Raw genomic sequence first — 25,557 nt, forward strand, 5'->3', positions numbered from 1 at the left:
TTTGTTACGGACCTGTAACGGTCATTGCAGGATTCGGGCCAGCCTGGCGATTTTTGTATACAAGCGCGTGGAGGAGAAGGATGAAGAACCCGCGGCATAAAGCCCCGCAGAGTGGGGACGAGGCGATTTATCAGGCGCTGTTGCGCGCTATTGTCGAGCACCAACTGGTGCCGGGATGTCGGCTGCCGGAAGAGGCACTGGCCGAAGCCTTTGGCGTGAGCCGCACCGGTATTCGCAATGTGCTGCAACGACTCGCGGCTGTGCAACTGGTGGTGCTGTTGCCCAGGCGTGGTGCACAGGTGGCTATGCCATCGCAGGAAGAAGCGCGGGATATTTTTCGTACCCGGGCTCTGCTTGAAGTGGCGAATCTGCCTCAGGTTCTCGCCCACTGTCAGCCTCCTCATCTGGCGGCGCTGGGGGAGTTGGCGCAACAGGAACGGCATGCCCGGGGCAGGGGCGATGGCCCGGTGGCCATTCGCCTTTCCGCCGAATTTCATATTCAGCTTCAGGCTATTTCCGGCAATCAGGTGCTGACCGGCATGGTCACCCGGCTGTGCCAGCGTTCCTCACTGGTGATTGCCGCGTGGGGCGCACCCTGGCGCCAGGGATGCCGCTGCGATGACCACCAAAGCCTGATTGCGCTGTTGCGCGGCGGTGACCTCCAGCGCCTGAGCGATGCCCTGACTCACCATTTCGACACCATCGTCGCCAGCCTCTGTTTCGAGCGCGGCGGCGTGACACTGCCTGATTTCACCCGGCTGTTCGCCGCCGGACCCAGGGAGCTTTAGAGATGCGTTGTATACAAGTGATTAACCCCAACACCAGTCAGGCGATGACCGAAACCATCGGCGCCGCCGCCAGGGCTGCCGCCGCGCCGGACACCGACATTCTGGCGGTCTGCCCGGCAGAAGGAGCGCCCTCTATCGAAGGTCATTTCGATGAAGCCATTGCGACAATTGGCGTGCTGGAACAGGTAAAAGCCGGTCGTGAACAGGGCGTGGCGGGGCACATCATCGCCTGCTTTGGCGATCCGGGGCTGCTGGCGGCCCGGGAGCTGGCCCGCGGACCGGTCGTGGGCATTGCCGAGGCGGCGATGCATATGGCGACCATGGTCGCAACCCGTTTCTCGGTGGTGACCACGCTACCGCGCACCCTGGTGATTGCCCGCCACCTGTTGCGCCAGTACGGCTTCAGCGACCACTGTGCGGGGCTGCATGCCATCGATCTGCCTGTGCTGGCGCTGGAAGATGGCAGTGGTCTGGCGCAGCGCAAAGTGTACGAAGGCTGCGTAAACGCCCTGAAGCAGGATGGCTGTGGCGCCATTGTGCTGGGCTGCGGCGGAATGGCCGACCTGGCTCGCAACCTGACCCGCGAGCTGGGCGTGCCGGTTATCGACGGCGTTAGTGCTGCGGTCAAAATGGTTGAGTCGCTGGTGGCGCTGGAGCTTTCCACCAGTAAGCAGGGGGATCTGGCCTGGCCACGTCCCAAACCGTTAAGCGGTCGGTTTCAGTTTTTTAATCAGGAGTAATACGGACATGACACATCAAGACGCTATCCATCATAACTACCCGCGCGATATGCAGGGCTACGCCGGAAATCCGCCCCATGCGGAATGGCCGGACAATGCGCGCATCGCGGTACAGTTTGTTTTGAACTATGAGGAGGGCGCGGAAAATAATGTGCTGCACGGCGATGCCGGTTCCGAGCAGTTTCTTTCCGATATTATCGGCGCCGCCAGCTACCCGGAGCGCCATATGTCGATGGAATCTTTATACGAGTACGGCAGTCGCGCCGGGTTCTGGCGTATTCACCATGAATTCCGCAAACGCGGCTTACCGCTAACGGTATTCGGTGTCGCGATGGCGCTGGCCCGTAGCCCGCAGGTGGTGGCGGCTATTAAAGAGGCCGACTATGACGTGGTCAGCCACGGCTGGCGCTGGCTTCATTATCAGGATATGGATATCGAAACCGAGCGCCAGCATATGAACCAGGCGGTGGAACTGCTAACGGAGCTGTTCGGCAAAGCGCCCACCGGCTGGTACACCGGGCGCGACAGCCCCAACACCCGTCAGTTGGTGGTGGAGCACGGCGGTTTTAGCTATGACAGCGACTACTACGGTGACGATCTGCCGTTCTGGACCAGGGTGGAGTGCAGGGATGGCGCGCGTAAGCCGCACCTGATTGTGCCCTACACCCTGGATGCCAACGATATGCGCTTCGCCACCGCCCAGGGTTTTAACTGCGCGGAGCAGTTTTATACCTACCTGAAGGACAGCTTCGACGTGTTGTATGAAGAGGGCGAACAGGCGCCGAAAATGATGTCGGTGGGGATGCACTGTCGTCTGTTGGGGCGGCCGGGGCGTTTTCGGGCCTTGCAGCGTTTTCTGGACTATATCGGCCAGCACGACCGGGTGTGGGTCTGTACCCGCCAGCAGATTGCCGATCACTGGCGTCAGGCGCATCCGTATTTGGGGTGATGTTGAGAGCTCTCCGCCCTTAAAACTCCCTCTCCCCATCGGGGAGAGGGTTGGGGTGAGGGGGCCTGTTGCAACATTGCTCAGGAGGTCATAGCATTCAGTTGTTAGTTGAAGATAGTTTCATTCCGGTCAGGTCCAGGCGCTCAGACCGAAATAAAAAACCGGCCTCACCAGCCGGTTTTTCTATGGCCTGCCGTCACCCCATCAAACTCACCTGCGCCGCCACAATGCGCCAGCCTTCGTCAAAACGTACCCAGGTCTGCTGCTGGCGTCCGATACGCGCCGTTCCCTCGCGGGTAAATTCGGTGCTGCACACGGCATAATCGTGGCCGAAGGTGGTGATGACCGTATTACGCAACTGCCGGTCCAGACCGGCCGAGGGACGGGCGGCGCGGAAGGCGCGGATCGCCTCAATACCGTACAGGTTTTCACCGGCGCCAAGCCGCACCGTCAGTTCGCTGTGCCAGAACAGTTCATCCAGCACGGCGGTATCATTGCTGACCAGCGCCTGCTCATAGCGATAGAAGGCGCTACTGACTTCGTCCACCACATTGGGTTGATTGATATTCATGATGTTATCTCCGCAGGACGGGCGTCGGTAATCCCCATCTGCTCCAGCGCCCGGGCGGCGCGCAGACAGGCCTGCTCATTAAAGGGAGCGGCAATCAGTTGTAGACCTATGGGCAATCCGCCGGAGGTGCGCAGCGGCACCGTGACCACCGGCAGCCCCAGGAAAGAGATGGGCTGGGTCAGCATTCCCATACTGGCGCGGGGCGGTAGCGGCTGACCGTTAATAATCATCTCCTGTTCGCCGATTCGCGTGGCGCTGCAAGGTGTGGCGGGGGCGATCAGTACGTCGGCCTGGGCCAGCAGCGCCTGGAACTTCTGGCGCGCCAGGCGGCGGAAACGCTGGGCCTGAAGATACCAGGTTGCGGGCAGCATGGCGCCTGCCAGCAGGCGCTCCCGGGAGTTGGGCTCGAAAAGTTCCGGCTGGCGCTTCAGCTCTGGCAGATAAAGGTTTCCCCCTTCTGAGGCGGTGATAATAAAGGCCGCCGAGCGCGCCAGCTCCGCTTCAGGGAACTGCAATTCCTCCCGGGCTTCCAGCGCCTGAGCGGCCCGCTGTAGTGCGCTTCTGGCTTCATCGTCGCACCAGGTGGTAAAAAAGCCCCCCAATACCGCACAGCGTAGCCCTTCCATACCGCGATGCAGCAGTGGAGCGGTTGCCTCAACGGGCCGTTCAGCCTGGAAACCGTCGTCGGGATCCTGCCCCTGCAATGCGTCATAAACCGCAGCCAGATCCGCCACCCGACGGGCCATCGGTCCGATATGATCGAGGCTGGCGGCAAAAGGGTGCGAGCCGGATCGCGAAAGGCGGCCAAAGGTGGGCTTCAGCCCAAAGATACCGCACAGCGAAGAAGGCACCCGAATTGAACCGTTGGTATCGGTGCCCAGCGCAAAGTGGACGGTGCCCGCCGCCACCGCCGCCGCCGAACCGCCGGAGGAACCGCCTGCAACGCGGTCGGTATCGTGGGGGTTGCGGGTGGCGCCATAGTGGCTGTTTTCGGTGGTAAAGCCGTAGGCGTAGGCGTCCATATTGACCATACCGGAAAGCAGCGCACCGGCGTGGTGAAGCTGGCGTACCGCATAGCCGTCCCGGGCGGCGGCGGGGCGCTCGCTGAGCAGCCGTGCGCCTGCCAGGGTGGTATGCCCGGCCACATCGAACAGATTTTTGGCCGCCCAGGGAACGCCCGCCAGCGCAGGTAGCGGCTGTCCGCTGCGGCGCAGTGCATCAATACGCTCCGCTTCCTGGAGCATGCGCTCTGCGGTGACGGCGGTCCAGGCATTAAGGCGCGGATTCAGGCGCTCGATGTCATGCAGAGTGCGGGTCGCTATCTCCCGGGCGCTGAGTTCCCCCCGGGCCAGCGCGCCGCGCAGTTCATTGATGCTCAGATCCTGTAGTTTCATGGCCGGTACACTCCCGCTACGTCCAGTCGTTCGTCCAGCGGATACTCCATGAGCGGCGCCGCCATGGTGGCGATATGGCGAAAGCGCGCCAGCAGTTCGGCGCGCCGGGCGTCATCCAGTTCAATTTCCAGCATTTGCGCCATAGCGGCCAGCCAGGCCGCCTGTTGTTCGGTGGTCATCGGATTCTCCTGTCAGTAGCCAGCGGCGCTGCCGTTGCTGCGTGGGTCAAATGCCCCTTCAAACACGCCGTCGGGGTGGCGCACGATGGCGCCCGCGTGGCCCACGGCTTCGCTAAATTCCTCGAGCATTTCAACCTCGTGGCCGAGCGTCCGCAGCCGCGCTGAACTTTCCTCGCTAAACCGGCCTTCCAGCTTCAGTGAGTCGGAAGACTGGCCCCAGGTGCGGCCCAGCAGCCAGCGGGGCGCGCGAATGCTCTCCTGCAACGCCATGTTCTGTATGACGTAACGGGTAAAAAGGGTCGCCTGAGTCTGAGGCTGACCGTCGCCCCCCATGCTGCCGTAGACCAGGGTGCGGCCATCTTTCAGACGGGCGGCGGCCGGGTTCAGGGTATGGAACGGTTGTTTGCCCGGAGCCAGCGCCAGCAGGTGTTCGGGATCGAGGCTAAAGGCGGCACCGCGGTTCTGCCACAGCAGGCCGCTGCCGGGGAGCACCACGCCGCTGCCAAATTCATGATAGATGCTCTGAATAAATGAGACCGCCAGACCGCTGTTGTCCATTGCGCCCATCCAGACGGTGTCGCCAGGGCCTTTACCCTTGCCCCATGGGGCCGCCTGAGTCGTGTCGATGGCAGCAGCCATGGCTTCCAGCCATTCGGGGGTCAGCAGACTCTGAATATCCACCTGCAGATGGCGGGGGTCGGTAATGTGGGCATCCCGTAGCCCAAAAGCCTGTTTAGTGGCTTCCACGATGCGATGTACGGTGTCGACCTCATCGGCATCGGCCATTGCCAGCCGGTCGGTAATGCCGAGGATCGCCAGCGAAACCAGCCCCTGGGTCGGAGGCGCCAGATTCCAGAGCGTTCCCCGGCTGTGATCCAGGCGCAGCGGCGCGGGGCGTCGCGCCCGGTGGTTTTGCAGATCCTCAAGCGTTATCGGCATGCCCAGACGTTCGGCATCGGCGGCGATGGCGTTTGCCAGCTCGCCGCGATAAAAGCTTTCCAGCCCTTCCCGGGCGAGCTGGCGCAGGGTGTTAGCCAGCACGGGCTGGCGAAAGCGCTGGCCGGTGTGGGGCACTTCGCCATTGAGCAAAAAGGCGGAACTAAAGCCGGGCACATCACGAAGCTCGGCCAGCTTGCTGGCGGTGGCGCCGACCTGGGAGGCAGTCACCGGAATGCCGTGGTCGGCATAGCGAGTGGCATCGTCCAGCAGTCGGCTCAGCGGCAGGGCGCGACCGGTCAGGGATTGCGAAATCGTTAGCGCCTCCTGCCAGCCGCTAACGGTTCCGGCCACGGTCAGGGCCGCTTGCGGGCCGCGCTGGGGGATTTGAGCCAGCCCTGCATAGGCATCAGGAGTCGCCAGCGAACCGGCGGCGCCGCTGGCGTCAATGGCGATGGGCTCGCCCTCTGGCGGCACAATCAGCCAGAAGCCGTCGCCGCCCAGGCCGTTCATATGGGGATAGACCACGGCGATGCTGGCCGCGGCACTGACCATCGCCTCAATGGCGCTTCCGCCGTCGCGCAACACGGCAAGCGCGCTCTGGCTTGCCAGATGGTGTGGCGTCACGACCATGCCGTGGGGCGCCATATTGCTCTGCATCGTTGCTCCTTATCGTTTGACGGAATTCAAACATACACGCCTGCAAAAGCTATTCCACAATTGAGACAAACGTCTCAGCGCAGAATTTTTATCATCTGGCACGGGTTTTGACTGTACGATAACGGTGAAACAAAAGTTACAGGAGTCGTAATGAAGCAACTGGATGAACGCCTGAAAAGCCAGTACAGCACTCTGTCGCCACAGGAACAGCGGGTCGCCGACTTTATTTTTGACCATTTCGACGATCTGATTAGCTATAACAGCGCCGAACTGGCAAGGCTAAGCGGCGTATCCAAGGCCACCGTCAGCCGCCTGTTTAAGCGCCTGGGCTATGACAAATACCGGGAGATGCGCGAAGAGCTGCGCACCCTGCGCCAGAGCGGCATGCCCCTGACCGATAATCGCGATGCCGTGCAGGGCAACACCCTGCTGGCGCGCCATTACAAGCAGGAGATGGCGAACCTGACCCGCTGGGCCAGTGAGCTGGATGCCGATCAGTTTTCCGGCGCCATTGCCGGGCTGGCAGAGGCCCGCCGTATTCTGATTATCGGACTGCGTAACTCGTGGCCTGCGGCGTTGCACCTGCGTCAGCAGCTATTGCAGACCCGTGGGCAGGTACAGTTACTGCCCCAGCCGGGCCAGACGTTAAGCGAAGAGCTGGTGGATGCCGCACCCGACGATCTGGTGGTGATGGTGGCGTTTCGCCGCCGTCCGCGCATTGTGCGTCCGCTACTGGAGCAGCTACAGAAGGCGCAAGTGCCGGTGTTGCTGATATGCGAACCTCAGGCCCAGAGCCTGTTTCCGTTGGCCCGCTGGCGACTTTGCGCGCCGCTGGACAGCGTTTCGGCCTACGACAGCTATGCCTGCGCCAACAGTCTGATCAACCTGCTGGCTAACGCACTGCTGCATGAAATGCTGAGCAGCGGCCGCCAGCGGATTCACCAGATTGCCGATCTCTACCAGAAGCTGGACGAACTGGAACAGCGATAATGGTGCGCCATGGCGGTGCTTTGCACATTTATGGTGCAATTTTATGATGCCGGTTTGCGTGATAAACAGACCGGTATTATCCGATTTCTGATTGTTATTCATGAGTTACCGGGAAAAACTGACGGTGGTTTGGACTATCCTGATGTGGCACATTAGTTGCAGTATCCGCCATTAAAGAATCTTTCGTTTCATTACGGTGAACCCGACATAAAAGGAACCCCTCATGGACATCACGCAATTTCCGCAACTCAATCCGCCCCAGCGTCTGCTGATGGGGCCGGGGCCGATCAATGCCGACCCCCGGGTACTGCGAGCTATGTCGAGCCAGTTGATAGGTCAGTACGATCCGGCCATGACCCACTATATGAATGAGGTGATGGCGCTGTATCGCGGCGTATTCCGCACGGAAAACCGCTGGACGCTGCTGGTGGACGGCACCTCCCGGGCAGGGATCGAAGCTATTTTAACCTCGGCGATTCGCCCGGGGGATAAGGTGCTGGTGCCGGTCTTTGGCCGCTTCGGCCATCTGCTGTGTGAAATTGCCCGCCGCTGCCGCGCCGAGGTGCATACCATCGAGGTGCCCTGGGGGCAGGTATTCACGTCGGATGTCATTGAGGACGCTATTAAGCGGGTGCGTCCGCGGCTGCTGCTGACGGTACAGGGCGATACCTCCACCACTATGCTCCAGCCTCTGGATCAACTGGGTGAGATCTGCCGTCGCTACGGCGTGCTGTTCTACACCGATGCCACCGCAAGCCTGGGAGGCAATCCGCTGGAAACCGACGCCTGGGGGCTGGATGCCGTGTCTGCCGGAATGCAGAAGTGCCTGGGCGGCCCTTCCGGCACATCTCCCATTACTCTGAGTCCGGCCATGGAGGAGGTGATTCGTCGCCGTAAGTGCGTGGAAGCCGGGATCCGCACCGACGCCCACCAGGACGGTGATGACGAGATGATCTACAGCAACTACTTCGATCTCGGCATGATCATGGACTACTGGGGGCCGGAGCGGCTTAACCACCATACCGAAGCTACCAGCGCGCTGTTTGGCGCCCGCGAGTGTGCACGCCTGATTCTGCAGGAAGGATTAGATAACGGCATCGCCCGCCATAAGCTGCACGGCGATGCCCTGCTGAAAGGGGTGCAGGCCATGGGGCTGGAAACGTTCGGAGATCTGACCCACAAGATGAACAACGTGCTCGGCGTGGTGATTCCCCAGAGCGTTAACGGTGACCAGGTGCGCGCTCTGATGCTGGACGATTTCGGGATTGAGATCGGCACCTCTTTTGGTCCGCTGCACGGCAAGGTGTGGCGCATAGGCACCATGGGCTATAACGCCCGTAAGGCCTGCGTGATGACCACCCTGAGCGCCCTGGAATCGGTCCTCAATCATCTGAAATTTACCACGCCTCAGGGAGCCGGGCTCCAGGCGGCATGGGACCACTACGGGAGTCAGGCATGAGTGAAACGACCATTGCCGCCAGCGCGTCTCAACTGGCCGCAGCCCGGGTGATGGAGCGGGCCGACCACCTGGCGGATATCAGCGAAACGCCCCGGGGGTTGACCCGGGTCTATCTTTCGCCCGAGCACCTCCGGGCCAATGCCCTGGTGGGGCACTGGATGGAGCAGGCGGGCATGCGGGTCTGGCAGGACAGCGTCGGCAATATCTGCGGGCGCTATGAAGGGGAGCTGGCGGGAGCGCCTGCGCTGCTGCTGGGTTCGCATCTGGATACGGTACGCGATGCCGGACGTTACGACGGCATGCTGGGCGTACTAACGGCTATCGAAGTCGTACAGGCGCTGCACGATCGGGGCAGGCGATTACCGATGGCGGTAGAGATTGTCGGTTTTGGCGACGAAGAGGGTACCCGCTTCGGCATTACGCTACTGGGCAGTCGGGGCCTTACCGGCGACTGGCCGTCGGAATGGCTTCAGCAGCAGGATGCACAGGGCATTAGCGTGGCCCAGGCGCTGGCAAGCGCAGGGCTGGATGGCGCAAACATTGGCCAGGCGGCCCGCAACAGGGAGGAGATCGCCGCTTATCTGGAGCTGCATATCGAACAGGGGCCGTGCCTGGAGCAGGAAGGGCTGGCGCTGGGCGTGGTGCAGGCCATTAACGGCGCCCGGCGCCTGACCTGCCGCTTCACCGGTCTGGCGGGCCATGCCGGAACGGTGCCGATGAATCACCGGCAGGATGCTCTGGCCGCTTCCGCCGAATGGATGATGGCAGTGGAAAGCATCACAAAGCAGCATGGCCGCCAGCAGGTGGCGACCATCGGGACGCTGAGCTGCGCCCCCGGCGCGGTAAACGTGATTCCGGGCGAGGTTACGCTGACCCTTGATGTTCGCGGGCCGGAAGATGAAGCGCTGGAGGCGCTCCAGCAGGCGTTGCTGGCTCAGGCCGGAGACATCGCCCAACGTCGCGGTGTGCAATTTAGCGCTGAAGAGTATTACCGGATGGCGGCAACGCGCTGCGATCCCGAACTGCAACAGCGGCTGGTACAGGCGGTATCCCGGGTGCAGGGGCGTGCGCTGTCGCTCCCCAGCGGCGCCGGGCATGACGCTATCGCTATCGCAGGCTGCTGGCCCGTGGGTATGCTGTTTGTACGCTGTCAGGGCGGTATCAGCCATCATCCGGCGGAATCGGTCATGGCTGCGGATGTGGCGCTGGCCATTGAGGCATTCTGTTATGCGGTAAATGCTGTCGCATGCGGTGATTCTTAATGGGAATTTCATTGGGCGTTTCGGCGTCTGACTAAAAATAGCGCAAGACTGTTAAGAATGTGTTTTTATCAGCAGCGGGGAATGCGTATCAGGCATTCGCCTGAAGACTGATTTTGTTTGGCGATTGGGTTTGAGAAGAATCTTGGTTTTTTTTATCCTGGTGATTATTTCTTCTGTTGTTAATAGTTTTTGGCGGGATTATTTCACCATGAAAACGCCTGGGTTTGTAGTGGGTGTATTGCGTGTTTTTGATTAATTATTTGTTTTTTAACTATTTATTTCTCTTGTTAACAGAGTGGCATGCTGGGTTGGTAATGATATTACTTCAGGCTTTACTTTACCTTGCTTAAATAATCGGCCAGAATAACCCTGTCTGAAAAATTACAGTAGCAACAGACGGTTATGATTTAATTTTATGTTCATTAGCTGTATTTAACCTGTTGCTTTTTTATTGTTCGATTTCTTCCATTACGTTAAAAATAAGATGCGGTTAGCTATTTTTTTGTGCCGGTCGGGCACTCAATTCGGCTAATGATTAACGATCGTTATCCGCGACAGGATACCCTGATGTCACTAAGTCATTTGCCTGGGCTGATTCGACCGGCGGCAGCGCAGCTGCGGGCCGCGCCATTGCCTGAGCTTTGTCCTGACTGGTCGATCGTTGATGTAGTGCACTCTCTTTCCGGCTATGTCGCCCGGAGCAAGTCTTTGCTGCAGCGGTCGCCAGAGGTTCTCCATGCGTGACGGGCTGCTGAGAACAGTAACGCTGCGCCGCTGGCTGGCCGTCTGGCTGTTGGCGCTGCTGGCGTTTTCACCGCAGCTGGCCGCCAGCTGGGACTTCGTTGCCATCAATGCCCGGACCCAGAAGCTGTACGGCCCGGCAACGCCTGCCGCCCAGCGGCGTATCGATGAATGGGCTACGCTGGTAAGTCGGCCCGTGAATGGTGATGTGCAGGGGGCGCTTAACCGCGTAAACCGCTTTTTTAACAGTCGGATGGCGTTTCGCAATGACCGCGTGGTATGGGGCCAGCAGGACTACTGGGCCACGCCCGTCGAGTTTTTACGTAAGGGGGCCGGCGACTGCGAGGATTACGCCATCGCCAAATATTTCTCGCTACGGAAAATGGGGATTCCGGCCAGCCAGCTGCGCATCACCTACGTTAAGGCGCTGCGCCTGAATCAGGCGCATATGGTGCTGACCTGGTATCAGACGCCGGACGCTATCCCGCTGGTCCTTGATAATCTTAACGGTACCATTTTACCGGCGACTCAACGTCCGGATCTGCTGCCAGTCTATTCGTTTAACGGCGCCGGGCTGTGGTTGCCGAAGGCGGATGGCAGCCGCCAGGTGGGCGACAGTAAGCGCCTGTCGCGCTGGCAGGATCTTCTGACCCGGATGCGTGCGGAAGGGTTTTCCATCAATGAATAGGAAGTAGCCATGTCTCTTTATAAACAGCTACTGATTGGCATTTGTCTGTTCGCTATCGTGGTGTTCTGCGGCAACTTTTATGTGGCCCTGGAGTCATCACGCGAGCAGTACCATAACCAGCTTGGCGCCCACGCTCAGGATACGGCGACGGCGCTGGGGGTTTCACTGACGGCGAATATTGACGATCCCACCATGACGGATCTGCTGGTCAGTTCGATTTTCGACAGCGGCTACTTCTATCGTATTCGGGTGGTCAGCCTGAAAACCCAGAAGGTACTGACTGAGCGTCACGGAAAGCCGCAGGATGCAGGGCTGCCCGGTTGGTTTGTGCGGATGGTGAACCTTAACCCGGGGAAGGGGGAAGCGATTGTGATGCGCGGCTGGACCCAGTATGCCCGGGTAGAGGTGGTCAGCCACCCGATGTTTGCGCTTCAGCGTCTGTGGGAAAGCATGGTGAATAGCTTCTTCTGGTTCGCCGGATGCAGTTTGCTGTGCGTAATAGGCGTCACTGTTTTCCTGCGTCGCCGTTTGCGTCCGCTAAACTATATTGTGAAACAGGCCACGGCCATCAGCCACCGTGAGTTCCTGAGCCTGCCGACCCTGCCGAAAACCCCGGAGCTGCGGCGAGTGGTGGAGGCTACCAATATGATGGTGATGCAGCTCAAGGCGCTGTTTAGCGAACAGGCGCAGCGTACCGAGACGCTGAGGCAGGAGGCCTATCACGACAGCCTGACCGGTCTGAATAACCGCCGGGCCTTCGACATCCACCTGCAGGCGAGACTGAGCGATGAAGATAAATCCACCGGACATCTGTTGCTGGTGCGGGTTCAGGATCTGATGGGGCTGAACCAACGTATGGGCGGCGGGAAAACCGACGAGCTGCTGAAGGCCGTAGCCGGGATGCTGGGCGAAACCCAGAAGCGTTTCTTCCCCACGGACGGTTTTCTGGCCCGTATCCGTGGCGGCGAATTCGCCCTGGTCGGGCAGGAGATTCTGCCGCAGGAAATGGAGAACCTGGTCAGCCAGCTCGGCACCCAACTGAAAGCCTTGTATGAAACCGGCATTAGCGATGTTTCGCCGGTGGCGCATCTGGCGCAGGTCACTTTCCAGTCGGGCGATGCCTCACAGGCGGTGCTGAGGCAGGCGGATCAGTCGCTGGCCGAGGCCGAAACCCGAATGCGCTTCTTCGCAAACCCGGTAGTAGCGCAGGTCACTGACGTTGATGGCGATCGTCATAGCTGGTTCGCCCGGCTGACGGCGGTACTGGATGCGGAGTCATTTGAGCTGTTTTCCCAACCGGTGTTTGAGTGCAACAACCAGCGGGTGGTGCTGCACCACAAAATTCTGGCGCGGATTAAAACGGCGGAAGGGGAAATCCTGCCAGCCAGCCGCTTTATGCCGTGGATCCACCGGCTGGCGTTGGGTCAGCGTATGGATCAGGTAATGCTGAAACAGACGTTGCGCGAAATGGATCGCACGGACGGCGTGCTGTCGCTCAGTATCTGCGGTGAAAGCGTGGCCGACGACGAAAGCCTGGAGGCGCTACTGCTGCCGTTGAAGCAGACGCCGACGCTGGCGGCCAGGCTGACCCTGGAGCTGGATGAAAATGAACTGCCGGATGCCGAGCGCATGAGCGAAGTGATCCGGCGCCTGAAAATGGTGGGCTGCCGCCTGGGGATCCAGCACTTTGGTGGGCAGTTCCATCTCATCGGCAACCTGCCCCAGTGGGGGCTGGCCTGGATCAAAGTCGACGGCAGCTACGTACGCAATATCGATACTGAAGAAGATAAACGTCTGTTTATTGAAGCGATTTACTGGGCCACCCGGCAGATTGATTTACCGCTGATAGCGGAGCGAGTGGAAACGGCCGGCGAGCTGGCGATACTGGAACGTATTGGCTTGTACGGCGCTATGGGGCGCTACTTTGCCGATGCCAGTACGCTGCGCGGTTAATCGTTTATCAAGGAGTCGTACCTATGTATTACATCGAACGAGATGCCGCAGGGCAGATAACCCGGGTGGATAGCACCCCTTTTACCGGTATGACGGAGCATAGCGAAGCCCGCACAGCGGAGCTCGACAGGTGGCTGAAGGCCCAGGAGGCCAGAGAGGCGTCGCTGCGCAAGCTTCAGCAGAGCGATCTGGAGATGGTTCGCGTACTGGAAGACCTGATTGAAGTGTTGATGAGTAAAGGGGTGATTAGCATTACCGATCTGCCGGAAGCAGCTCAGGCCAAACTGATTAACCGCGCCCAGGCGCGCCGGAGTCTGAGCGGTCTTGAGGGACTGATCGATGACGATGATGAAGGGCTTATTTAGGGCATCGGCGGCGCGTTCCGGCGCTGAGCGTCATTTGCTGTTCCATTTTTGATCCGGATGGATCGGTTTTGAAGTGACTGAGAGAAGATAGCATGAGCGGTGTTGCGGGCATTATAAAAGCCGTTATTGGGCAGGTTTTCGTGGTTTCCCCCGATGGCAGCCAGCGTTTGCTGGTGGAAGGCGACAGAGTTTTTGATGGCGAACAGGTGATGACCGGCGCGGAAGGGGCGGTCACTATCGCGCTGGCGGACGGTAAGACGCTCGATCTGGGGCGGGATTCGGTATGGAACAGTAGTGGTATTACCGCAAGCCAGGCTGCTACCGATCAGGTGGATGAAGTGGCCGCGTTGCAGCAGGCCATCGCCGACGGGCAGGATCCGACCCAAACTCTGGAAGCTACCGCAGCTGGTCCGCAGGTCGTGAATAATGACGCTAACCCCGGCGGCAGCGGCGGCGGATCCCATACCCATGTGGTGCTCGATCTGACCGGCGAAATCGTCGACCCCACCGCAGGCTATCCGACCGAAGGTATTGATTTTCCCGATGGCGCGCCGCCGGAAGAACTGACTTATTTGCTGAATGATGATGGCGATGCGGATGCGGATGCGGATTCGGACAGTGACTCCGATTCGGACAGTGACTCCGACTCGGACAGTGATTCCGATTCGGACAGCGATTCTGACTCCGACAGCGACTCGGATTCGGACAGCGACTCCGACTCGGACAGTGATTCTGACGCCGACAGTGATTCCGACTCTGACAGCGACTCGGATTCCGACAGTGATTCTGACGCCGACAGTGATTCCGATTCGGACAGTGATTCCGATTCCGACAGCGACTCGGATTCAGACAGTGATTCAGATTCCGACAGCGATTCGGATTCCGACAGCGATGCTGACTCGGACAGTGACTCGGATTCGGACAGTGATTCGGATTCGGACAGCGATGCTGACTCCGATAGCGACTCGGACTCTGACAGCGATTCGGATTCCGACAGCGATTCGGACTCTGACAGCGATTCCGACTCCGACAGCGATTCCGACTCCGACAGCGATGCTGACTCGGACAGTGACTCGGATTCGGACAGCGATTCCGACTCGGACAGCGATGCTGACTCAGACAGTGACTCCGACTCGGACAGCGACTCGGATTCGGACAGCGATTCTGACTCGGACAGCGATTCGGATTCAGACAGTGACTCCGATTCTGACAGCGATGCTGACTCGGACAGCGACTCCGATTCCGACAGCGATTCGGATTCGGATAGTGACTCGGACGCCGACAGTGATTCGGACTCCGACAGTGACTCCGACTCGGACAGTGATTCCGATTCAGACAGTGATTCGGATTCAGATAGTGACTCTGACTCGGACAGTGACTCTGACTCGGACAGCGATTCTGACGCCGACAGTGATTCCGACTCGGACAGTGACTCCGACTCTGACAGCGATTCGGATTCCGACAGTGATTCCGACTCCGACAGCGACTCCGATTCGGACAGTGATTCTGACGCCGACAGCGACTCGGACTCTGACAGCGATTCGGATTCGGACAGCGATTCGGATTCAGACAGTGACTCGGACTCTGACAGCGATTCAGACTCCGACAGCGATGCTGACTCGGACAGTGATTCGGACTCGGACAGCGATTCTGACTCGGACAGTGACTCGGATTCGGACAGCGATGCTGACTCTGACAGCGACTCGGATTCGGACAGCGACTCGGATTCGGACAGTGATTCGGATTCAGACAGTGATTCCGATTCCGACAGCGACTCTGACTCGGACAGTGATTCCGATTCGGACAGTGACTCGGACAGCGACTCCGACTCGGACAGCGACTCAGACGCCGACAGCGACTCAGACTCTGACAGCGACTCTGACTCCGACAGCGATTCCGACTCGGACAGTGATTCTGACGCCGACAGTGACTCCGATTCCGACAGCGATGCTGACTCGGACAGCGATTCGGATTCGGACAGCGATTCGGATTCAGACAGTGACTCGGACTCTGACAGCGATTCAGACTCCGACAGCGATGCTGACTCGGACAGTGATTCGGACTCGGACAGCGATTCTGACTCAGACAGCGACTCGGATTCGGACAGCGATTCAGACTCCGACAGTGATTCCGATTCGGACAGCGATGCTGACTCAGACAGTGACTCGGATTCAGACAGTGATTCAGATTCCGACAGCGACTCTGATTCGGACAGCGATTCGGATTCCGACAGCGATGCTGACTCGGACAGCGATTCGGACTCGGACAGCGATTCGGACTCCGACAGCGATTCGGATTCAGACAGCGACTCGGATTCCGACAGCGATGCTGACTCGGACAGCGATTCGGATTCAGACAGTGACTCTGACTCCGACAGCGATTCCGACTCGGACAGTGATTCTGACGCCGACAGTGACTCCGACTCAGACGGTGACTCTGACTCAGACAGCGACTCCGATTCCGACAGCGATGCTGACTCGGACAGCGACTCGGATTCGGACAGCGACTCGGATTCGGACAGCGACTCGGATTCGGACAGTGATTCCGATTCCGACAGCGACTCGGATTCGGATAGCGATTCCGATTCGGACAGCGACTCCGACTCAGACAGTGACTCCGATTCGGACAGTGACTCCGATTCGGACAGCGATTCAGACTCCGACAGCGACTCCGATTCGGACAGCGATTCGGACTCAGACAGCGACTCGGATTCTGACAGCGACTCCGACTCGGACAGTGATTCGGACTCGGACAGTGATTCGGACTCGGACAGTGATTCCGACTCGGACAGTGACTCCGATTCGGACAGCGATTCAGACTCCGACAGCGACTCCGATTCGGACAGCGATTCTGACTCGGACAGCGACTCGGATTCGGACAGTGACTCCGACTCAGACAGCGATTCGGATTCGGACAGTGATTCGGATTCAGACAGCGACTCCGACTCAGACGGTGACTCTGACTCAGACAGCGACTCCGATTCCGACAGCGATGCTGACTCGGACAGCGACTCGGATTCGGACAGCGACTCGGATTCGGACAGCGACTCGGATTCGGACAGTGATTCCGATTCCGACAGCGACTCGGATTCGGATAGCGATTCCGATTCGGACAGCGACTCCGACTCAGACAGTGACTCCGATTCGGACAGTGACTCCGATTCGGACAGCGATTCAGACTCCGACAGCGACTCCGATTCGGACAGCGATTCGGACTCAGACAGCGACTCGGATTCTGACAGCGACTCCGACTCGGACAGTGATTCGGACTCGGACAGTGATTCCGACTCGGACAGTGACTCCGATTCGGACAGCGATTCAGACTCCGACAGCGACTCCGATTCGGACAGCGATTCTGACTCGGACAGCGACTCGGATTCGGACAGTGACTCCGACTCAGACAGCGATTCGGATTCGGACAGTGATTCGGATTCAGACAGCGACTCCGACTCGGACAGTGATTCCGATTCGGACAGCGACTCGGACGCCGACAGCGATTCGGACAGCGATTCTGACTCGGACAGCGATTCTGACTCGGACAGTGATGCTGACTCGGACAGCGATTCTGACTCGGACAGTGATGCTGACTCGGACAGCGATGCTGACTCGGACAGCGACTCGGATTCTGACAGCGATTCGGACTCGGACAGCGATTCCGACTCTGACAGTGACTCCGACTCGGACAGTGACTCCGACTCGGACAGTGACTCCGATTCGGATTCGGACAGCGACTCAGACTCCGACAGCGATTCGGACTCGGATAGTGACTCTGATTCCGACAGCGACGCTGACGCCGACAGTGATTCCGATTCGGACAGCGATTCTGACTCCGACAGCGATTCGGATTCAGACAGTGACTCCGATTCTGACAGCGACTCTGACTCGGACAGCGATTCTGACTCCGACAGTGATTCCGATTCAGACAGTGACTCGGACTCTGACAGCGATGCTGACTCCGACAGCGACTCTGACTCCGACAGCGATTCAGACTCAGACAGTGACTCCGACTCGGACAGTGACTCTGACTCGGACAGCGATTCGGACTCTGACAGTGACTCCGATTCGGACAGCGATTCAGACTCCGACAGTGATTCCGATTCGGACAGCGATGCTGACTCCGACAGCGACTCGGACTCTGACAGCGATTCGGACTCTGACAGCGATTCGGATTCGGACAGCGATGCTGACTCAGACAGTGACTCTGACTCAGACAGCGACTCGGATTCGGACAGCGATGCTGACTCCGACAGTGATTCCGATTCAGACAGTGACTCGGACTCTGACAGCGATGCTGACTCCGACAGCGACTCTGACTCGGACAGCGATTCGGATTCGGACAGCGACTCGGATTCCGACAGCGATGCTGACTCCGACAGCGATTCCGATTCAGACAGCGACTCAGACTCCGATAGTGACTCGGACTCCGACAGCGACTCGGACTCTGACAGCGATTCGGATTCCGACAGTGATTCCGATTCCGACAGTGATTCGGATTCGGACAGCGATTCTGACTCCGACAGTGATTCCGACTCCGACAGCGATGCTGACTCGGACAGCGATTCTGACTCCGACAGTGATTCCGACTCCGACAGCGATGCTGACTCGGACAGTGACTCGGATTCGGACAGCGATTCCGACTCGGACAGTGACTCCGACTCCGACAGCGACTCGGATTCTGACAGCGATTCTGACTCGGACAGTGACTCCGATTCCGACAGCGATGCTGACTCGGACAGCGATTCGGATTCCGACAGCGACTCTGATTCGGACAGCGATTCTGACTCGGACAGCGATTCGGACTCCGACAGCGACTCTGACGCCGACAGTGACTCTGACGCCGACAGTGATTCGGATTCGGACAGCGATTCTGACTCGGATAGCGACTCGGATGCCGACGCTGATTCGGATGCCGATTCCGATGCGCACTTAACGGTGACCGTCACCCCAGGAGATAAGACAGAGAATCCATCGGATAATGAAGTGATTCACGTGAATGGCGGAGCTGGCGATCCGAACGGCTACGATATTCAGAATGGCGTGATCGTGGCGATTGGTTCGAACGTCCAGATCTGGCTGACCCCGGACAGCCCCGATGGCGCGATCAAGGGAGACCACGTCCCCGATTGCGCCGATCCATCCCAGATCCACTATTACGATGCCAGCGGTAACGCGAATGCCAATAGCCCGTCGGGGTCGACCAATATCTTTGTGGTGGGCGATCATACCGGTGGCTATTACCAGCAGGGTGACTGGACCAACGATCATTATGAGTTCCGGGAAACCAACGGCATTACCGGCGGTAGCGGGACCGATCATATCTTTGTGACCGGCGATAGCGATAACTACAACGTTAATGTTGGTGCTAATAACAACAACGTGCTGGATAACGTAAGTATCACCGACAACGAGACCGGGCAGGGGCTATTTGGTAACGCAAACCAGATAGAGGACGTGGTCTTTGGTGATGGCTCTACCCAGACCAACACTACTACCACTACGGAAGTGACGTTCAATATCGATGTCAGTCTGGAAAGTAGTAACGAAAACGATCATCTGACCTCGATTACCATTAGCGGCCTGCCTGAAGGCGCCACTTTCTCTGATGGCGTTCACGCCGAGTGGAATGCGGAGCAGGGCACTTACACGCTGACTTTCGACGACGATACCAGCCACTATAACGGTCAGGTCTCCGTCACGCTGCCGGACGGGCAGGATTCGCTGGGGGATCTCGAACTGGAAATTCACTCCACCGCGGACGATCAGCACGATACCGATTACACCTTTGATGGCGATACCGGTGAGCAGATAGAGAGTCATGGTTTGCAGGCCACCAGCCTGAACGGCGTAGAGAGTGAGCATCATGGCGAAGCGATTTCGGACGACAGCCACGAGCCGGACCACAGCGCTTCCCACGAAGCTGGCGCTGATATTTCGCAGGATTCGGACCACGGTGATTCCCTGAACAGCGGCACTGATGTTTCGCAGGCGTCAGAGCACGGTGATTCCCAGGATAGCGAGACTGACGCTTCGCAGAGCCAGGATCCTGTCGATTCCCAGGATTCAGGTGCTGATGCTTCGCAGACAACGGAGCATGGCGACACTGCGGATAGCAACACCGACGCTTCTCAGGGGCAGAGCGATGCTTCCAGTGGCGAACTAAATGATGAACAGGCCGATCAGACTCAGAATGAGACTAACACCGGCTCAAACAATGAGCCCGCCCAGTCTCATGGCGACAGCGCTGACGACAGCCATACGGATAACGCGAACGATACCGACCATTCATTGCTGATTGATGATGACAATCTGCTGATTCAGCAGGGCGATAGTGCGTCTGTAGAACAGACCAGCGATGCTCACAGCGAGGCATCGCTCAGCAATCTGCTGGGCGATGAGTATGACAATACCCACGCTGCTGGCGAGGAGAGCGCTGCCGACTCGCAGACCGATACCGGGCAGGAGTCTGGCGTGACGCTGAGTGATGCCGAGCCGATTAACTTTGCCGATGTCATTAGTGACGACGAAGATGGTAACGATCTGAGCGCGCTGATTAAGGTCACCGGTGAAGACAGCGCCAGCGAGCCTGACCACGTTCCGGCGGAATCCGGCGCGCTTGATGGTGAAGGGGGCGACAGCGGTTACGACGGCGGCCATGACGACCACCTGGATAACCTGATAGCCAAACCCGACCCGCATGCCTGATGCGTGTGGCGCAGTTTTTCCATAACAAGGAAAACAGCGGCTATATTTTTTAATGATTTCAATAAGTCAAAAAACAGGATTCAGGTGAGGGAGTACCTGAACATTTCATGATGATGGATAGCTAATCAATAGAAACTTCTGCCTGTACTGCCTTGCCTGCATGTGGGGTAGTCCGCAAGAGAAGGACGTGATAATGAATCGTGGTAGTCAATTTTTTGTAGGGGCATCGCTTTCACTCCTGACGGCCAGCCTGGCGCAGGCCACCACCCTGGAGCAGGCGATTAAACAGACGCTGACTTCGCATCCGCAGGTGAGCGCCTCGGTCAACAGCCGCTATTCAGCGGATCAGGATTTACGGGCGGCGCAGGGAGGATATCTGCCTTCTCTGGATGTCACGGCGGGAACCGGTTGGGAACAGACCGATAACACCTCTACGCGCGGCGCCGACGATCACCGCCGTAATTTGCACCGTAGCGAATCCAGCATCAATCTGACACAAAATGTCTTTAATGGTTTTGGCACCACCAGCGAAGTGGCCCGCCAGCGGGCAACCGTGGATTCCCGGGCCTGGACTGTGATGAACACCAGCGAAAATACGGCGCTGGCGGCTATCCAGAGTTACCTGGATGTACTGATGCGAAAGCGAATGGTTGGGCTGGCAGAAGAGAATCTGAAAAACCACGAGCGGGTGTTCGATCAGATCAAACTGCGTACCGAGCAGGGAGTAGGGCGCCAGGCAGACTATGAGCAGGCGGAGGCACGACTTTCCCAGGCCCAGAATAACCTGCTGACGGAGCAGACCAACCTGGAAGACTCCATCGCCACTTACCACAGTGTGGTGGGGGCCGATCCTCTGGATCTCGCTATGCCGACAAAGCTTGCGGCTCCGGCATCGCTGGAAGCGGCCCGCAAATCGATGCTGAAAAACAGCCCGCTGCTGAAACAGGCCGACGCCGACGTGGAAGCGACACATCAGCAGTACGAAGCGGCGAAATCGAAATTTTACCCCAACGTAAATGTTGAGGTGGGGCGGCGTATGGATAACAACGTTGACGGCACCCGCGGGCACGACCAGGAATGGCAGGCGATGGTACGCATGCGCTACAACGTTTACAACGGTGGTACCGACCAGGCGACGCTCAGCTCCTATGCTTACAAGATGCGAGAAGCGAAGGATGTGAAAAACAACGCGCTGCGTCAGCTCAACGAAGAGCTGCGCCTGGCGTGGAACGCTTACCAGAACGCCGAGCGCCAGTTGCCGATTGCCAAAAACTATGCCGAACGCAGCCAGGCGGTGCGCAGCGCCTATCAGGAACAGTTCAGCCTGGGCGACCGTACGCTGCTGGATATGCTGGACAGTGAAAATGAAGTCTTCACCGCGAAGCGACGCTACGTGGAGCTGCAATTTCTGGAAATGTTTAACACCTATCGCATCAATGCCCGTACCGGCGAGCTGCTGAGTGCGCTGAAAATTCAGGCGCCTTCCGCAGCCCAGGCCATTGATACGACGGCGGCTTCCATGCCGCAGGATTCACTACCCGATATCGAATAACGCCTGGGTTATTTCATCTCGTGATAACCCTGTATTTCCCTGTGTCGGTGCGGCGTAATGCCGCCCGCACCTGAGGGCCGACTATGACACCAGACACCGATTCCCGGGATCTTAATGGTTCCGATTCAGATGACATTATCAGAAACGATCCACGCCAGAACCATGACGATCCGCTGCTGGATTGCCTGATGATCATGTGCAGGCTGCACGGTATTACCACCAGTCGCAATATCCTGACCGCCGGGTTACCCCTGAAGGCCAATACCCTGACCCTGAGTGCGCTGCCCCGGGCCGCAGGGCGCGCCGGGCTCAAAGCGCGGGTGATTCAGCGCCCGCTGGCCAATATTCAGGCTATCTCTCTGCCGGCCATTATTCTGCTGAACAATCAGCAGGCGGCGGTACTGACCGGCTGGGACGAGCGGCAGCAGGCAAAACTGCTGAGCGCCGACACCGAAGGCGGCGAACTGCGGGTGCCGCTGGAAGAGCTGGAAGCCAGCTATAGCGGTAAAACGGTGTTCATGCAGCCGGAGCATGACTACGATTCACAGCCCACGGCGACCATTCCGCGTACCAAATCCTGGTTTCAGGATACGCTGCGGCTGTCGAAGCTCCTCTATCTGGACGCCGTGGTCGCCAGTTTTCTGATCAACATCATCGCTCTGGCGGCACCGCTGTTTGTGATGAACGTCTATGACCGGGTGGTGCCGAATCAGGCCACCGCTACCCTGTGGGTGCTGGCTATCGGCATTACCATCGCCTTTGTTTTCGATTTCGTATTAAAGATATTGCGCGCTATCTGCCTGGATATTGCCGGTAAGAAGACTGACCTTATCGTTTCCGCCGGGCTGTTTGAACGGCTGCTGGGCATGAAGATGAAGCTACGACCGGCGCGGGTGGGGAGCTTCGCTCAGAACTTTCAGGAGTATCAGTCGCTGCGGGACTTTCTCTCTTCGCTGACGCTGACCGCGCTTATCGATTTTCCGTTTACCCTGCTGATTCTGCTGGTGATCGCCATTATCGGCGGTCCGCTGGTGCTGATTCCGCTGCTCTGTTACCCCCTGGCGATACTGATTAACTGGATGATTCAACGACCGCTGATGTCCAGCATTCAGAAATCCTTCCGGCTCTCTTCCGAGCGTCAGGCGATGCTGGTGGAAACCCTGACCGGCCTGGATGCGATTAAGGTCAATAACGCGCAAAGCGAACGTCAGTATCTGTGGGAGCAGATTATCGGCCAGTTGAGCAAGCTGGAACTGCGGGTGAAGTCGCTCTCTTACGTGGCGGTGAACTTCACCTTCTGGCTGCAACAGGCCAGCGGCGTGGCGCTGATTGTCGCGGGGGTGTACACCATTATGGGCGGCAACCTCACCACCGGCGGGCTGATTGCCTGCTATCTGCTGCATCGCCGGGCCATGCTGCCCATCGGCCAGTTCTGTAGCCTGATGACCCGCTACCAGCGGGCCAGAATGACCAAGGGCACCATCGATCGCATGATGAGTCTGGAACAGGAAACTCAGGAAGACGAAGTGCCGCTGCGTCGCGAATCCCTGTCCGGCGCCATTGAACTGCGGGACGTAACCTTCTGCTACCCGGGCAACCGCTATACCTCGCTGAATAATATCTCTCTGACCATTACGCCGGGCGAGAAGGTGGGGATTATTGGCCGCACCGGCTCCGGCAAGAGTTCGCTGGCCAAACTGCTGCTGGGCTTTTACCAGCCGGATGCCGGTAGCGTGCTGATCGATGGCATCGATGCCCGCCAGCTCGATGTTCACGACCTGCGCCATAACATCGGTTACGCCCCCCAGGATATCCATCTGTTTAGTGGCACGCTGCGCGATAACCTGGTCTATGGCGCCAGCTACGTGGATGAAGAAACCATGCTGCGGGTGGCGCGCCTGACCGGAGTGCATGAATTCGCCCGCCGTCACCCTTCCGGCTACAACATGCAGGTAGGCGAGAGGGGGATGAACCTTTCCGGCGGCCAGCGTCAGGCGGTGGCGCTGGCGCGATCGCTGCTGCTCGATCCGCCGATTCTGCTGATGGACGAGCCGACCAGCTCCATGGATAACACCAGCGAAGATCTGATCAAGAAAGCGCTGGTGCCGGTCGTTGCCAGCAAAACGTTGCTGCTGGTGACGCACCGCGCCTCGCTGCTGAGCCTGGTGGACCGGTTAATCATTCTCGACAACGGCAAAATCATCGCCGATGGACCGAAAGAGAGCGTGATGAGCGCGTTGAAGAAGGGGCAAATCCATGCGAATCGTTGACAGGCTTCGCCGCCTGATGAGGTGGCTGTCCGGGGATAAACACGCCGAACAATTTACCACTAACGAAGTGAATAAAGCGCTGCTGGATGACTCGCCCCAGGTGGTACGGGTGACTATCTGGGCCATTCTGGCGTTTATCCTCGTCATGCTTATCTGGTCGTCGCTGGCCAGTATCGACGAAGTGACTCGCGGGGAAGGGCGCACCGTGCCCTCATCGCGGCTGCAAAAGATCCAGAACCTGGAAGGGGGGATTGTCTCTCAGGTGTATGTACATGAGGGGCAGATAGTCAAACCCGGCGAACCGCTGGTGCGGCTGGATGACACCCGCTTTCGCTCCAATGCCGGTGAAACCAAAGCTGACCGGCTTTCTCTGGAGGCCCGCATTCAGCGGCTGACCGCGCAGCTTAACGATGCGCAAACCCTGACCCTGGCGCCGGAGATAGTTAACCAGGCGCCGGAAATCGCCGATGGCGAAATGAAACTGTTTACCAGCGTGAAGAATCGTATTCAGGGCGAAATTGGCGGTCTGGAAGAGCAACTGGTGCAGAAGAAACAGGATCTGCTGGATTTTCGGGCCAAAGAGGGACAATACCGCAACAGTCTGAGCCTGCTGCGTCAGGAGATCAGAATGTCTGAGCCGCTGGTGGCGAAGGGGGCTATCTCCAAAGTGGAAGTGCTGCGCCTGCGCCGTTCAGAGGTGGAAACCCGCGGTCAGCTGGAATCGGTGACTCTGGCTATTCCTCGTGCCGAAGCCGCCGTGAAAGAGACCGAAAGCAAGATTGCCGAAACCCGTGGCCGCTACCGCAGCGAGGCGCTCTCGCAGCTAAACGAAGCCCGCACTGAACTGAGCAAGACCCAGGCTTCAGGTAAAGCCATTGAGGACAGGGTTAACCGAACCCTGGTCACTTCGCCGGTGCGCGGTATTGTGCAGCAGGTGTTGGTGAACACCATCGGCGGCGTTATTCAGCCTGGCAGCGATATGGTCGAGATCGTCCCGCTGGACGACACCCTATTGGTTGAGGCCAAAATCCGGCCCCAGGATATCGCCTTTCTGCATCCCGGCCAGGAGGCCAGCGTCAAGTTTACCGCCTACGACTACACCATCTACGGCGGTCTGAAAGGAAAACTGGAGCAGATAAGCCCGGATACCGTGACGGATAAAGAGGGCAATAGCTACTACGTCATCCGTATCCGCACCGACAAAAACCACCTGGGCAGCGATAACAAACCGCTGTTGATTATTCCGGGGATGGTGGCGTCGGTGGATATTATCACCGGCAGAAAGACCATTCTTTCCTACCTGCTGAAGCCGATTCTGCGCGCCAGGGCCGAGGCGTTTCGCGAGCGGTAATCACTCTT

The 25,557-nt window shown here is 58.6% G+C and carries 17 protein-coding genes; 13 read left to right on the plus strand and 4 right to left on the minus strand.

What is annotated here, in order from left to right; genetic code table 11:
• Positions 1 to 80: 80 nt before the first annotated feature.
• Genes SCU88_RS06445 through puuE form a run of 3 tightly spaced genes read left to right on the plus strand, consistent with a single transcriptional unit; the run spans position 81 to position 2,477 of the window.
• On the plus strand, positions 81 to 788 hold the full coding sequence (locus SCU88_RS06445; RefSeq protein ID WP_175339527.1) for an FCD domain-containing protein: 708 nt from the start codon (positions 81 to 83) through the stop codon (positions 786 to 788).
• Positions 789 to 790: 2 nt separating this feature from the next.
• Entirely contained in the window at positions 791 to 1,528 is a 738-nt protein-coding gene (gene hpxA / locus SCU88_RS06450; protein ID WP_175339528.1) for an allantoin racemase, read from the plus strand.
• 7 nt (positions 1,529 to 1,535) lie between these two features.
• Positions 1,536 to 2,477, plus strand: a complete 942-nt coding sequence (gene puuE, locus SCU88_RS06455; RefSeq protein WP_175339529.1) for an allantoinase PuuE — start codon at positions 1,536 to 1,538, stop codon at positions 2,475 to 2,477.
• Positions 2,478 to 2,673: 196 nt separating this feature from the next.
• Here the strand turns inward: puuE and hpxZ are convergent, their stop codons facing one another.
• Genes hpxZ through SCU88_RS06475 form a run of 4 tightly spaced genes read right to left on the minus strand, consistent with a single transcriptional unit; the run spans position 2,674 to position 6,217 of the window.
• Entirely contained in the window at positions 2,674 to 3,048 is a 375-nt protein-coding gene (hpxZ, locus tag SCU88_RS06460) for an oxalurate catabolism protein HpxZ (RefSeq protein WP_175339530.1), read from the minus strand.
• On the minus strand, positions 3,045 to 4,442 hold the full coding sequence (locus tag SCU88_RS06465) for an AtzE family amidohydrolase (protein WP_175339531.1): 1,398 nt from the start codon (positions 4,440 to 4,442) through the stop codon (positions 3,045 to 3,047). The genes hpxZ and SCU88_RS06465 overlap by 4 nt, the downstream gene beginning before the upstream one ends.
• The gene (gene hpxX, locus SCU88_RS06470; protein WP_138096204.1) at positions 4,439 to 4,621 is read right to left on the minus strand and encodes an oxalurate catabolism protein HpxX; all 183 of its coding nucleotides are present in this window, start codon (positions 4,619 to 4,621) and stop codon (positions 4,439 to 4,441) included. The genes SCU88_RS06465 and hpxX overlap by 4 nt, the downstream gene beginning before the upstream one ends.
• 12 nt (positions 4,622 to 4,633) lie before the next feature.
• The gene (locus SCU88_RS06475; RefSeq protein ID WP_138096205.1) at positions 4,634 to 6,217 is read right to left on the minus strand and encodes a gamma-glutamyltransferase family protein; all 1,584 of its coding nucleotides are present in this window, start codon (positions 6,215 to 6,217) and stop codon (positions 4,634 to 4,636) included.
• A 150-nt stretch (positions 6,218 to 6,367) separates the two neighbouring features.
• On the opposite strand from SCU88_RS06475, the gene hpxU reads away from it, so the two are divergent.
• The 10 genes from hpxU to SCU88_RS06525 all read left to right on the plus strand — a co-directional run bounded on the left by hpxU (position 6,368) and on the right by SCU88_RS06525 (position 25,549).
• Positions 6,368 to 7,207: a MurR/RpiR family transcriptional regulator HpxU gene (hpxU, locus tag SCU88_RS06480; protein WP_138096206.1), complete on the plus strand. Its 840-nt coding sequence runs from the start codon at positions 6,368 to 6,370 to the stop codon at positions 7,205 to 7,207.
• Between the two features lie 223 nt (positions 7,208 to 7,430).
• Complete coding sequence (locus tag SCU88_RS06485; RefSeq protein ID WP_175339532.1) at positions 7,431 to 8,666, plus strand: aminotransferase class V-fold PLP-dependent enzyme; 1,236 nt, start codon at positions 7,431 to 7,433, stop codon at positions 8,664 to 8,666.
• On the plus strand, positions 8,663 to 9,928 hold the full coding sequence (gene hpxK / locus SCU88_RS06490; RefSeq protein ID WP_175339533.1) for an allantoate amidohydrolase: 1,266 nt from the start codon (positions 8,663 to 8,665) through the stop codon (positions 9,926 to 9,928). Before SCU88_RS06485 ends, hpxK begins: the two co-directional genes overlap by 4 nt.
• Before the next feature lie 736 nt (positions 9,929 to 10,664).
• Positions 10,665 to 11,357, plus strand: coding sequence for a cysteine protease LapG (gene lapG, locus SCU88_RS06495; protein ID WP_175339534.1), 693 nt, complete (start codon positions 10,665 to 10,667; stop codon positions 11,355 to 11,357).
• 9 nt (positions 11,358 to 11,366) lie between these two features.
• The gene (gene lapD, locus SCU88_RS06500; protein ID WP_175339535.1) at positions 11,367 to 13,310 is read left to right on the plus strand and encodes a cyclic di-GMP receptor LapD; all 1,944 of its coding nucleotides are present in this window, start codon (positions 11,367 to 11,369) and stop codon (positions 13,308 to 13,310) included.
• Between the two features lie 23 nt (positions 13,311 to 13,333).
• Positions 13,334 to 13,675: a tryptophan synthase subunit beta gene (locus tag SCU88_RS06505; protein WP_138096211.1), complete on the plus strand. Its 342-nt coding sequence runs from the start codon at positions 13,334 to 13,336 to the stop codon at positions 13,673 to 13,675.
• A gap of 92 nt (positions 13,676 to 13,767) precedes the next feature.
• Positions 13,768 to 20,376, plus strand: coding sequence for a retention module-containing protein (locus SCU88_RS06510; RefSeq protein WP_431810101.1), 6,609 nt, complete (start codon positions 13,768 to 13,770; stop codon positions 20,374 to 20,376).
• A gap of 193 nt (positions 20,377 to 20,569) precedes the next feature.
• Positions 20,570 to 21,928: a TolC family outer membrane protein gene (locus SCU88_RS06515; RefSeq protein WP_138096213.1), complete on the plus strand. Its 1,359-nt coding sequence runs from the start codon at positions 20,570 to 20,572 to the stop codon at positions 21,926 to 21,928.
• Between the two features lie 83 nt (positions 21,929 to 22,011).
• Positions 22,012 to 24,198 carry a type I secretion system permease/ATPase gene (locus SCU88_RS06520; RefSeq protein WP_175339537.1) on the plus strand — a complete coding sequence of 729 codons (2,187 nt, stop codon included), beginning with the start codon at positions 22,012 to 22,014 and terminating at the stop codon, positions 24,196 to 24,198.
• Entirely contained in the window at positions 24,185 to 25,549 is a 1,365-nt protein-coding gene (locus tag SCU88_RS06525) for an HlyD family type I secretion periplasmic adaptor subunit (protein WP_138096215.1), read from the plus strand. The genes SCU88_RS06520 and SCU88_RS06525 overlap by 14 nt, the downstream gene beginning before the upstream one ends.
• Positions 25,550 to 25,557: the final 8 nt, after the last annotated feature.

The sequence above is a fragment of the Jejuibacter sp. L23 genome, assembly GCF_050815825.1.
Classification (GTDB): Bacteria; Pseudomonadota; Gammaproteobacteria; order Enterobacterales; family Enterobacteriaceae; genus Jejubacter; species Jejubacter calystegiae.

Bases quoted from the DNA above. Each gene is read 5' to 3' on its own strand.
- SCU88_RS06445 (WP_175339527.1), top strand. From the start codon at position 81: ATGAAGAACCCGCGGCATAAAGCCCCGCAGAGTGGGGACGAGGCGATT.
- hpxA (WP_175339528.1), top strand. From the start codon at position 791: ATGCGTTGTATACAAGTGATTAACCCCAACACCAGTCAGGCGATGACC.
- puuE (WP_175339529.1), top strand. From the start codon at position 1,536: ATGACACATCAAGACGCTATCCATCATAACTACCCGCGCGATATGCAG.
- hpxZ (WP_175339530.1), bottom strand. From the start codon at position 3,048: ATGAATATCAATCAACCCAATGTGGTGGACGAAGTCAGTAGCGCCTTC.
- SCU88_RS06465 (WP_175339531.1), bottom strand. From the start codon at position 4,442: ATGAAACTACAGGATCTGAGCATCAATGAACTGCGCGGCGCGCTGGCC.
- hpxX (WP_138096204.1), bottom strand. From the start codon at position 4,621: ATGACCACCGAACAACAGGCGGCCTGGCTGGCCGCTATGGCGCAAATG.
- SCU88_RS06475 (WP_138096205.1), bottom strand. From the start codon at position 6,217: ATGCAGAGCAATATGGCGCCCCACGGCATGGTCGTGACGCCACACCAT.
- hpxU (WP_138096206.1), top strand. From the start codon at position 6,368: ATGAAGCAACTGGATGAACGCCTGAAAAGCCAGTACAGCACTCTGTCG.
- SCU88_RS06485 (WP_175339532.1), top strand. From the start codon at position 7,431: ATGGACATCACGCAATTTCCGCAACTCAATCCGCCCCAGCGTCTGCTG.
- hpxK (WP_175339533.1), top strand. From the start codon at position 8,663: ATGAGTGAAACGACCATTGCCGCCAGCGCGTCTCAACTGGCCGCAGCC.
- lapG (WP_175339534.1), top strand. From the start codon at position 10,665: ATGCGTGACGGGCTGCTGAGAACAGTAACGCTGCGCCGCTGGCTGGCC.
- lapD (WP_175339535.1), top strand. From the start codon at position 11,367: ATGTCTCTTTATAAACAGCTACTGATTGGCATTTGTCTGTTCGCTATC.
- SCU88_RS06505 (WP_138096211.1), top strand. From the start codon at position 13,334: ATGTATTACATCGAACGAGATGCCGCAGGGCAGATAACCCGGGTGGAT.
- SCU88_RS06510 (WP_431810101.1), top strand. From the start codon at position 13,768: ATGAGCGGTGTTGCGGGCATTATAAAAGCCGTTATTGGGCAGGTTTTC.
- SCU88_RS06515 (WP_138096213.1), top strand. From the start codon at position 20,570: ATGAATCGTGGTAGTCAATTTTTTGTAGGGGCATCGCTTTCACTCCTG.
- SCU88_RS06520 (WP_175339537.1), top strand. From the start codon at position 22,012: ATGACACCAGACACCGATTCCCGGGATCTTAATGGTTCCGATTCAGAT.
- SCU88_RS06525 (WP_138096215.1), top strand. From the start codon at position 24,185: ATGCGAATCGTTGACAGGCTTCGCCGCCTGATGAGGTGGCTGTCCGGG.